This is a genomic window from Embleya sp. NPDC055664 (assembly GCF_053618075.1).
In genome coordinates, this window is the sequence record NZ_JBSHGZ010000005.1 from 485,223 (window position 1) to 495,506 (window position 10,284).

General features: G+C 71.7%; 11 protein-coding genes and 1 pseudogene. 7 read left to right on the forward strand and 5 right to left on the reverse strand.

What is annotated here, in order from left to right:
* Positions 1-57 precede the first annotated feature (57 nt).
* Positions 58-1,812, forward strand: a complete 1,755-nt coding sequence (locus tag ACWGR4_RS12380) for an MFS transporter (protein WP_452131962.1) — start codon at positions 58-60, stop codon at positions 1,810-1,812.
* 436 nt (positions 1,813-2,248) lie between these two features.
* On the opposite strand, the pseudogene ACWGR4_RS12385 reads toward ACWGR4_RS12380, so the two are convergent.
* The 4 genes and pseudogenes from ACWGR4_RS12385 to ACWGR4_RS12400 form a co-directional block, all read right to left on the reverse strand.
* A pseudogene (locus tag ACWGR4_RS12385) lies at positions 2,249-2,416 on the reverse strand (type II toxin-antitoxin system RelE/ParE family toxin); the annotation flags it as partial.
* Between the two features lie 3 nt (positions 2,417-2,419).
* Complete coding sequence (locus ACWGR4_RS12390; protein WP_452131963.1) at positions 2,420-2,731, reverse strand: type II toxin-antitoxin system Phd/YefM family antitoxin; 312 nt, start codon at positions 2,729-2,731, stop codon at positions 2,420-2,422.
* Between the two features lie 112 nt (positions 2,732-2,843).
* On the reverse strand, positions 2,844-3,326 hold the full coding sequence (locus tag ACWGR4_RS12395; RefSeq protein WP_452131964.1) for a hypothetical protein: 483 nt from the start codon (positions 3,324-3,326) through the stop codon (positions 2,844-2,846).
* Positions 3,327-3,542: 216 nt separating this feature from the next.
* Positions 3,543-4,208: an NAD(P)-dependent oxidoreductase gene (locus ACWGR4_RS12400; RefSeq protein WP_452131965.1), complete on the reverse strand. Its 666-nt coding sequence runs from the start codon at positions 4,206-4,208 to the stop codon at positions 3,543-3,545.
* A gap of 114 nt (positions 4,209-4,322) precedes the next feature.
* On the opposite strand from ACWGR4_RS12400, the gene ACWGR4_RS12405 reads away from it, so the two are divergent.
* From ACWGR4_RS12405 to ACWGR4_RS12415, 3 genes are all read left to right on the forward strand, one after another.
* Positions 4,323-4,709, forward strand: coding sequence for a winged helix-turn-helix transcriptional regulator (locus ACWGR4_RS12405; RefSeq protein ID WP_379999556.1), 387 nt, complete (start codon positions 4,323-4,325; stop codon positions 4,707-4,709).
* Between the two features lie 115 nt (positions 4,710-4,824).
* Positions 4,825-5,343: a GNAT family N-acetyltransferase gene (locus tag ACWGR4_RS12410; protein WP_452131966.1), complete on the forward strand. Its 519-nt coding sequence runs from the start codon at positions 4,825-4,827 to the stop codon at positions 5,341-5,343.
* Positions 5,344-5,392: 49 nt separating this feature from the next.
* Positions 5,393-5,890, forward strand: coding sequence for a DUF4186 domain-containing protein (locus ACWGR4_RS12415; protein WP_379999559.1), 498 nt, complete (start codon positions 5,393-5,395; stop codon positions 5,888-5,890).
* A gap of 49 nt (positions 5,891-5,939) precedes the next feature.
* On the opposite strand, the gene ACWGR4_RS12420 is transcribed toward ACWGR4_RS12415, so the two are convergent.
* On the reverse strand, positions 5,940-6,914 hold the full coding sequence (locus ACWGR4_RS12420) for a fibronectin type III domain-containing protein (protein ID WP_379999561.1): 975 nt from the start codon (positions 6,912-6,914) through the stop codon (positions 5,940-5,942).
* Between the two features lie 260 nt (positions 6,915-7,174).
* On the opposite strand from ACWGR4_RS12420, the gene ACWGR4_RS12425 reads away from it, so the two are divergent.
* The 3 genes from ACWGR4_RS12425 (at position 7,175) to ACWGR4_RS12435 (ending at position 10,219) form a co-directional block, all read left to right on the forward strand.
* Positions 7,175-8,038, forward strand: coding sequence for a hypothetical protein (locus ACWGR4_RS12425; RefSeq protein WP_452131967.1), 864 nt, complete (start codon positions 7,175-7,177; stop codon positions 8,036-8,038).
* 141 nt (positions 8,039-8,179) lie between these two features.
* On the forward strand, positions 8,180-8,968 hold the full coding sequence (locus tag ACWGR4_RS12430; protein ID WP_452131968.1) for a hypothetical protein: 789 nt from the start codon (positions 8,180-8,182) through the stop codon (positions 8,966-8,968).
* Positions 8,969-9,070: 102 nt separating this feature from the next.
* Positions 9,071-10,219 carry a cystathionine gamma-synthase gene (locus tag ACWGR4_RS12435; RefSeq protein ID WP_379999567.1) on the forward strand — a complete coding sequence of 383 codons (1,149 nt, stop codon included), beginning with the start codon at positions 9,071-9,073 and terminating at the stop codon, positions 10,217-10,219.
* The last annotated feature ends 65 nt before the right edge of the window (positions 10,220-10,284 follow it).

Here is a 10,284-nt window from a genome sequence, read left to right on the forward strand (position 1 = left end):
CTCCGCGCGGGATGAACAGGAACGAACCTTGCCTGTTTGACTCCTAGTGTCGGAGGCGTGGAAAAGAGCCCGGAAATCAGCGGCGAGCAGACCCTCGCCACCCCGTCGTCCCCGTCCTCCCGGCCCGTCGTCGGCACCCGGCAGCGTTGGCTCGGACTGCTGGCGGTGTTGGCCGCCACCTTGATGAACCTGCTCGACTCCAGCGTGGTGGGCGTCGCGGCACCGGCGATCCGCCGGGACCTGGGCGGCGGCTACTCCAGCCTCCAGTGGATCGCGGCCGGCTACACGCTGGCCCTCGCGGTCGGCCTGCTCACCGGCGCGCGGTTCGGCGACATGTACGGCCGCAAGTTCATGCTGATGGTCGGCGTGGTCGGCTTCATCACCCTGTCGGTGGCCTGCGCCGCCGCATGGTCGCCGGAGACGCTGATCGTGGCGCGGGTGCTCCAGGGGTTGTTCGGGGCGCTGATGATTCCGCAGACGTTCGGGCTGCTCCGGGACCTGTTCCCGCCGGCCGAACTCGGCAGGGCGTTCGCGGTGTTCGGCCCGGCGATCGGGTTGTCCACGGTGCTCGGGCCGATCGTCGCGGGTGTGCTCGTGGACGGCGACGTGTTCGGCACCGGGTGGCGGATGATCTTTCTGATCAACCTCCCGCTGGGCGCCTTCGTGCTGCTCGTCGGCGGGCGGATGTTGCCGAAAGTGGCGCCGAGCGAGACCGGCGGGCGGCTGGACGTGATCGGCATGGTGCTCGCCGGGGTCGGCACCTTCATGCTGGTGCACCCGCTGGTGCAGGGGCGCGAACTGGGCTGGCCGCTCTGGTCGTTGATCGAGTGCGGCGCGTCGTTGCCGGTGCTCGCCGGGTTCGCGGTGTACCAGCTGCGGCGGCAGGCGGCCGGTCGGGTGCCGCTGATTCGGCTCGGGGTGTTCCGGCGCCGGTCGTACGCCTCGGGCGTCGGGTTCGTGATGGTGTTCTTCGGGGCGATCGTCGGCATCTCGATGGCGATCGGGCTGTTCCTGCAGATGAGCCTCGGGTACACGCCGACCCGGGCGAGCCTGACCATGGGCGCGTGGGCGCTCGGCGCGTTCTTCGGGTCCGGGTTCAGCGGTGCGGTGATGGGCAAGCTGGGTCGGCGCATCCTGCACATCGGGCTGACCGTGATGGCGGCGGGGACGGGCTGGCTCTACCTGGTCTTCAGGCAGGCCGAGACGGATCTGGGCAGCGGCGACCTGCTCGGCCCGCTGGCGGTGTTCGGCCTCGGGATGGGGATGATCTTCGTCCCGGTCTTCGACATCATCATGGGCGAGGTCGAGGATCACGAGGTCGGCTCGGCGTCCGGTGCGTTGGAATCCCTGCAGCAGCTCGGCGCCTCGCTGGGCATCGCGGTCCTGGGCACGGTGTTCTTCGGGGTGATCGGGGCCCAGGCCACGCACAACTTCGACACGTCGGCGGCGCCGAGGCTGCGCGCGGAAATGAGCGCGGCGGGCGTGCCGACCGGGACGCAGGAGTCGATCGTGGCCGGCCTGCGGGCCTGCCTGGACGACCGGGAGAACGCCACCGACCCGGACACCGTCCCGGCGAGCTGCCGCACCCTGCAGGTGCCGCCGGCCGCGACCGCCGCGGTCGCCGAGGCGAGCGCGGACACCCACATCCGCTCCTCGCTCGACGCGATCCGCCGCACCACCCTCCTGGCCCTCGCCCTGACCGCGGTCGCCTTCGCCCTGGGCTTCCTCCTCCCGAAGCGGGCCAGGGAGAACCGGCTTCCCGAGCCCACCCCGGAAACCCCCACCGAAATCCGCGAACCGGCCCTGGTCTGAAGCCGGCTCCCCATGCCACCGCCGCCCGGCCCGAGCCCCGTAATGGAGCCCGCGCCGGGCGCCGGCATGTCTGTCGCGAGCACGCTTCGCGGAGTCGGATACAGAACTCGGTCCACCGATCCACGGCTTCCGGCAGTTCCAGTGCCGCGGCCTCTGCGGGGGCCAGGCCCACGGTGTGGATCAACCGCTCGGCCAGCCAGTCCGGCACCGGCTCCCGTACCGGCGTGGGATCGACCGCCACCGCGCCGATCAGGCGTCCCAGACGCTCGACGATCTCGCCCAACCGAACCATTTCCGGACGAGTGGAGTCGGCGGCGGCGACTCGGGCGGCGGCCTCGGTGCACACCTCGGCGTCGGCTCGGGCGCCGATGGCCCGGATTTCACAGACCTCCAGCACACCGTTCTCGGTGATGCGATACACGATGCGCCAGGTGTTGCGGCCGACCACGAGCTTTCGATATCCGGTGAGTTCGCCTCCCAGCGGATGGCCGGCCTTCGGGTCGGTGAGCAGGAGGAGAACCTTGCGCAGCACCTTGGGCGCGGCTTCCGGACCGATGCGGCGCAGATCGTCGATCGCGGAGTCGGTGAAGACGATGTCGGGCATCGATCACTCGTCCGCGTCGGGGAGGGCGGCCAATGATTCGCGTGTGTGTCCGTATGCGGCCAGGACCTTGTCGAGGGACGTGCGCCGACCGCTGTCGGTCGCGGCGCGGGCGAGCACGAGCGCGAGATCGCGCAGGTCCGCCTCGGCCGCTTCCAACTCGGTGAGTCGGCCGATGCTCACGACCGCCGCCACGGGATGGTGATGTCGGGTCACGACGACTTCGGACCCCTGCTCCGCGTCGGCCACGAGTCCGGCCACACCGCGCCGGGTCGCATCGGTGACCGATATTTCCCGCGGTGAGTGCATGAGAGCCATGGAAAAACTGTACATAAACCATCCAGATTTGCTCGCCTGATTCGGGCCGGCCGGACTTTCGCGGGCCCCGAGGCGTGCCGGCGGTGTTGCGGTTCCTGGAGCGGGACTGAGGTCAGCCCGCGACCCGCGCGGCGGCCTTCGTGTTCGCGCGGTTCAGGGCGCGGATGATCAGCCACTGGTCGATCATCGCGCCGAACGTGGCGAACAGGCCCATCACGACGCCGACGACCACGTGGCCGGTCTGCGCGGCGAGTTCGAAGCCGACCAGGTGGATCAGCAGGCGCAGGCCGAAGCGGATGGCGACCAGGGCCAGGGCGAGCATCCGGGTGTGGCTGTTGCGCATCATCGCCTTGAAGAACTTCATCCGCGCCCGCATCACGGTGAACGAGACGACGACGTTCACCACCACGAGCGGGATCAGATACGCCCACAGCGACGGGTAGCCCTGCGCCACGTCGCAGCCGCCGACCGACACGCCCACCATCGCGAAGTACCAGGCGGGCAGGCCCCTGGGGGCCTCGACGACCGGAGCGGGGGCGGAGGTGCCGGCCGTGGTGGTGGTGTTCTTCGTGAAGGCGATGGTGGCGATGCTCATGGTTCCCGGCTCCCCGATTTCGGCCCGTTCCGGCCCGCTCGCTGACATGCATCAGCCTGCCGCCCGGGGGTCGGTGGACAGGACGACCGACCGACGTACACCGCCTGTCCACCGAACGGCTGACACCGGGGCGGGCCGGGTCTCGGGACGGGTCTCGGGACGGGTCTCGGGACGGCGGGGCCACCGGTCGACCGATGGCCCCGCCTGCGCCGTGGGTCAGTACGCCACCGTGAAGCGCTCGCCCGTGTGCTTCGGGGTCTCGATCTCGTCGAGGAGGGCGACCGCGTAGTCGGCGACCGAGATGCGGCTCACCCCGTCCGCGTCCACGACCAAATCGTCGCGGCCGGTGCGGTAGACGCCGGTGCGCTCGCCGGGGCCGATGTCGGCGGCGGGGGAGAGGTAGGTCCAGGTCACGTCGGTCACCGTGCGGTAGTGGTCCAGGGCCGCGCCCTGCCCGCGCATGATCTGTACCGCCAACTCGGGGATGCCCTCCGCGTCCCACACCCGGTCGCCACCGGGGGTGCGCAGCGAGCCGGCGCCGCCGACCACGAACAGGCCGCGCGCGGGCGCCGCGTCGCCGAGCGAGCGCAGCCCCTCGGTCAGCGCCTTCGCCGCGGCCACCACGAGCGCGGCGTGCGCGACGCCGTCCACGTACCCGCCGCCGATCGCGCTCACCAGCGCGTCGTGCCCGGCCGCGACCGAGGCCGCGGACGCCGGGTCGGTGGCGTCGCCGGTGACGACCGTGAGCCGCTCGTGCTCCTCGCCGGCGAGCCGGGCCGGATCGCGCACCACCGCGGTGACGTGGTGCCCGCGGCCCAGGGCCTCGCGAAGGATGTGCACACCGATACCGCCGTTGGCGCCGAACAGGGCGATCCTGGCCATGATGAAGTCCTCGTGTTCTCGGGAAGCGGAAGAGCTACGACACCATCCAACACCGCAGCTCAAGCCATTTGTTACCACCGGATACCGAGCACCTTGAAGTGCTATTGTTTCCTCATGGATACCAATGGCGCGGCCGGTCTCGCGGCGAGATTGCTGACCGACTCGCCGGACTGCCGCAGCCGGCACGTCCTGGACCGCCTCGGCTCGCGGTGGAGCGTGCTGATCATCCTCAACCTGGCCGCCGGCACGCTGCGCTTCACCGAGCTGCGCCTTCGGGTCCGGGGCATTACCCCGAAGGTGCTCACCACCAACCTGCGCGACCTCGAACGCGACGGGCTGATCCGCCGCGAGGTCTTCGCCGAGGTCCCGCCGCGTACCGAATACACGCTGACCCGCCTCGGCGAAAGCCTGATCGACACCTACCGGGCGGTCCAGGACTGGGCCGAGGCGCACGTGGACGAGGTGCTTGCCAACCGGGAGACGTACGACCGGGCCCGCTGACCGCACCGGCCGGCTCGCGCCACCCGGGCCTCACCCGCCACACCCCCCGCACACCGCCGGCGATCGGGCGCGGGGTTGGTCGGGGGTCGATCGAACGGCGCGGGAGAATGGTTGTATGACAACGCCCGTCCGGCTCTCCGCGATCGATCTCGTCACGTACACCCCCGGTCTGGCCGCGCTGCTCGTGGACGCGGTGGACGACGGGGCCGGAGTCGGCTTCCTCGCCCCGCTGCCGATCGACGCGGCCGCCGAGTGGTGGGCGACGCAGGCGGTCGAGATACGCAACAACCGGATCATCGTGTGGGCGACCTCGGACCACGAGGGCGTCACCGGGACCATCCAGCTCCGCTTCGCCGGCATGCCGAACAGTCGGCACCGCGCCGCGATCTCCAAGCTGCTGGTGCACCGACGTGCCAGGGGCAACGGCATCGCCCGCGAACTCCTGTCCACCGCCGAGCAGTTCGCCGCCGCGTCCGGCCGCAGTCTGCTCACCCTGGACACCCAGACCGGCAGCGGCGCGGAGCGGCTGTACAAGCGCGCCGGGTGGATCGAGTCGGGCGCCATCCCGTCCTACGCTGCGGACGCCTCGGGTGTGCTGCGCTCCACCACGATCTTCCACAAGCACCTGGCCTGAGCCGGACGAGCACCCGGCCCGGGCCGAACGGGTTACCGTTGGAGGCGATATGACGACCAAGACCTCCAAGGGCGCCAGGCCCGAGCCGCTCGATGCCCGCCTGGACGCGATCGGCAAACTTCCCTCCCGTTCCCGGTTCCATCTTCCCGGCCGGGAACGCACCGTCGCCGTGACCCTGGGCGAGTCCGGCGTGCGCTGGTACGCGTACGACGTGATCGCCCGGCGCCTCGGCCCCGCCAAGCCGAGCAAGGACGGCCGACAGACCCCGTACCGGGGCCACCCGGTCTTCGTCGCGCAGCACGCCACGGCCACCTGCTGCCGCGGCTGCCTGGAGGAAGTGCACGGCATCCCCCAGGGCCGCCCGCTCGACAAGGCAGAGCTCAACTACGCAGTCAACCTCGTATGCGGCTGGCTGACCCGGGAGATCGGCCCGGTCGCGAAGACCCGCGCGAATCGCCCGCCGCGCTCGGCGATGCCGGCCGTCCCGGAGAACCCGACGGGCGCGCCGAGGACGGGTCGCGGTCTGCGGGCGTCCAAGTCCCGCTGAGCCGAGCACCCGCCGCGCCGCACCCGCCGATGCCCGGCCCGAGCGGCGCTCACGGCCCGCCCGGCGTCGCGGCGCCGGGCGGTGCGTCGGTGACGGTCAGGTCGGCCGAGAACTCGCCCCACGTCCCGTCCGGCAGCTGCCCCCGGATCTTCAGCACGTGTCCGACCGCCGGCCGATCGCCCAGCGGCAGGCTGTACCGCGCCGTCTCCGTCGGCGGCGCCGCGCCCCACTGGACCGTGGTCAGGAACCGCCCGTCCAGGTACACCTCGTAGCTCGCGACCACCCCGTCCACGTCCGGCGGGGTCCAGGTCAGGTCGACGTAGGTGCCGTCCGCCGCGGTGCGGGGGATCGCGCGCAGGTCGGTCGGCGCGGTGTTGCGACCGTTGCCGGCGCCCTGTTCGGTGACCACCGTGACGGGGCTGCTGGCCGGCGACTTGTTGTCGGCGGCGTCGCGCGCGGTGACGGTGAACACGTACTCGGTGCCCGGGCGCAAGCCGGTGACCACCGCCGTGGTGCGATCCGCGGCGACGCTGTGCACCCGTACGCCGGCCTGCCACACGTCGTACGCGGTCACCCCCACGTCGTCCGTGGCCGCCTCCCACGTCAGTGTCGCCCCGTCCTTGCCCCGGGCCTGGCCGCGCAGATTCCCGGGCGCGGTCGGCGGCACCCGCTCGCCCTGGACCACGGACGGCGTCGTGGCCGGCACCTGCGGGCTCGCCGCCGACACGTTCCCGGCCCGGTCCCGGGCCCGCACGGAGAACGTGTACGCGGTCCCCGGCGTCAGCCCGCCCACGTCCACCATGTGCCGCCCGCCCGTGACGTCCAGCACCTTGGCGTCGCCGCGATACACCTCGAACACCGCCACGCTCGGATCGGCCCGCCACATCACGTGCACCGACACCGAACTCGACGCGAGCGCGCTCACCTCGACCGGCACCGGCGGCGGCGTGGTATCCCGCCCGTCGTCCGAACACCCGGTCATCGCCAGCGCAACGACCAAGCCGGCCAAGCCGATCCGTGCCACCCGTCGCGCCACAACGCCTCTCTCCACCGATCATCACCGAGGAGCAATTGGTCTAGACATATATGACACAGTCCCCCGCCCCGGAACAAGAGCACGGCCGCGCGCGTGGGCCCGTCGGGCGGCCGAACACACCCTCCAGGTCTGGGGAACTCCCCGTGACTTTCCCGGGAATCGCGCAATCCTTCGGGTTCGTGTGTGGGAGCTCGCGCCACCCGCTTGAATGGACCTCGACGCTGGGGTTTCGGGAGGCGGGGCGTTCCATGATGCGCAAGGTGGGGATGGCGGCGGCCCTGCTCGTGAGCGGGATGCTCGTGGCGGGGTGTTCGGGTGGGTCGTCCAAGGGCGGACCGTTCGGCCTCGGGGTGAGCGATTCACCCACCGCGAGCCAGAGTTCGACGCGGACCCCGGAACCGCCACCGCCGCCTTCGCCGGATCCGGTCACCCCGGATCCGGTCACCCCGGAGCCGGACACCACGAGTGCCACGCCGCGCCCCACCACGACTCCCCGCGCCGATGTCACGCTGACCACCGAGCGGGCGCGGACCGTGGTCTCCGCCGTCGCGCTCGTCCCCAAGGACTGGGGCGACGCCTACGTCCCCCAGGAGCAGAACTACGAACACACCGCGCTGGACCGGGTGATCACCGGCACCGACTGCAAGCAGGCGCTCCAGGGCACCACCCCCGGGGCGCTCGCGACCATGGATCGCTACGTGTACATCCCCGACGGCAAGCCGAGCGTGGACAACCTCAGCAAGACGCTCGCCACGTCCTCAGCGACCGTGTACTCCACCACCCTCGCGGCCCGTACCGACATGCAGACCGGCCTCGCCGACGCCCGGCGCTGCCCGAACCAGGTGCTCGGCGGCGACGAGAAGCTGAACGGCATCCAGGTCCTGGACCTGACCGTGGAGGGCATCGACGAGGTACACGTCGCCCGCGCCCAGTGGATCTCCGGCCACGGCGGCGCGCCGTTCCAGTACGTGTGGGTGACGGCTCGGCAGGGCCAGATGGTGCTCACCGCGGCGGTCGTCGACCGGGGCGACAAGACCTACGAGTCGGCCAAGAACCAGGCGATCGACGCGCTGGCCAAGATGGTCGCCCGCACCACCGTGTACCTGCGCTGACCCGACGCGATCGCGCCGACCTCGCGCGAGCACGGTGAATATCATGTGGGTTCACGCTCACGGGGGAGTCATCGGATGAACGGCACGAGAGTCCGCGCGGGATCCGGCACAATCCGCGCGGGATCCGGCACGAGACGAACGATGCTCCGCGCGATCGGCCCGCTCCTGGGCGCTTTGCTGCTGGCGGGTTGCGCCGACAGCGGCGACGGGCCGTTCGCGGTCGTCCCGAACGCGACGTCCACCGATGCGAGTCCCGTGGCCAAGGGGCCGGGCGCGAGCCCGGGCACGACCGCGTCCACCACCGCGACCTCCCGGCCGTCCGCCACCACCGCGCCGCCGAGCCGCAGCCCCGAGCAGGCGCAGACGCTCGCCCGTTCGCTGGCGCTGACCCCCGAGGACTGGGGCGGCGGCTTCGTCAAGCAGAGCACCTACGAGTTCGCCGGCGAGACCTGGACCGACTACGCCGCCGACTGTACGCAGCAGACCGTGCCGCTGCCGTCGAGCATCATCGGCCAGTGGGTGCGCCAGGTCCAACAGTCCGACGCCGCGCAGCCGAACACGCTCTCCAGCGGCAGCACCAGCGCGATCGTGCACAAGGACGTGCGCGGCGCGCGCGATCAGGTCCAGAACGCGCGCCAGGTCAAGGACCGCTGCCCGACCCGCACCTACACCGACGGCACCCAGGCCAAGGACACCCCCGGCGCCCCGCAGCCCCCGTTCGCCGAGGCCGACGAGGTGTTCGCCGAGGAGGGCCTGATGTACCTGAAGTCGGGCGGCAGTCCGTACGCGTACGTCGTGGTGACCCTGCGGAAGGACACCGTGGCGATGTCCGCATACTTCAGCGCCCCCGGCCCCGAGCACATGGCCGATGTGCGCACCCGCGCGACCCAGGCCGCCCGGCTGATGCTGGACCGCCTGCTGCGCTCCTAGGTGCCGTCCGCCGGACAGGGCTGGGCATGGCGCCTGCCCCCGGTCCCGTCGGATCGACCGGATGCGCGCCGGAGCGCGTCGGGGCGACTAACGTTTCCGGTCATGACCCAATCGCACGGCTTTGAGACCCTGGCGATCCATGCCGGGCAGGAACCCGACCCGCTGACCGGGGCCGTGGTTCCGCCGATCTACCAGGTGTCCACCTACAAGCAGGACGGCGTCGGCGGGCTGCGCGGCGGCTACGAGTACAGCCGTTCCGGCAACCCGACCCGCACCGCGCTCGAAGAGTGCGTCGCGGCCCTGGAGGACGGCACCAGGGCGCTGACCTTCGCCTCCGGACTGGCCGCCGAGGACTGCCTGCTGCGCGCCCTGTGCGCGCCGGGCGACCACGCGGTGATCCCGGACGACGCCTACGGCGGCACCTTCCGACTGTTCGCGAAGGTGGCCTCGCGCTGGGGAATCGAGTACACCCCCGCGCACGCCGGCGACCTCGACGCGGTACGGGCCGCCATCCGGCCCGGCGTCACCCGGATCGTGTGGTGCGAGACGCCGAGCAACCCGCTGCTCGGCGTCGCCGACATCGCCGCCCTCGCGGCCGTCGCGCACGACGCGGGCGCGCTGTTGGTGGTCGACAACACCTTCGCCTCGCCCTACCTCCAGCAGCCGCTGACCCTGGGCGCGGACATCGTGGTGCACTCCACGACGAAGTACATGGGCGGCCACTCCGACGTGATCGGCGGCGCGCTCGTGGTCAAGGACGCGGGCCTGGCCGCCGAGTTGGCGTTCCACCAGAACGCGATGGGCGCCGTGCCCGCGCCGTTCGACGCATGGCTGACGCTGCGCGGGCTCAAGACGCTGGGCGTGCGGATGGACCGGCACTGCGCCAACGCGGAGCGGGTCGTGGACCTGCTTTCGCGGCACCCGCGCGTGGCCGAGGTGATGTATCCCGGGCTGCCGGGACACCCGGGCCACGATGTCGCGGTCAAGCAGATGAAGGCGTTCGGCGGCATGGTGTCGTTCCGGGTGAACGGCGGCGAGGAGGCCGCGGTCAAGGTGTGCAACCGGACCGAACTCTTCATCCTGGGCGAATCCCTCGGTGGCGTCGAGTCGTTGATCGAGCACCCGGGCCGGATGACGCACGCCTCGGCGGCGGGCTCACCGCTGGAGGTCCCGGGCGACCTGGTGCGGTTGTCGGTGGGCATCGAATCCGCCGACGACCTGCTGGCCGACCTGGAACGCGCCCTCGGCTGAGGCCCGGTGCCCGGCGTCGGTGCCGGGTCCCGAGCGCCGGGGGGCCGGTCGGCCCACCCGGCGCT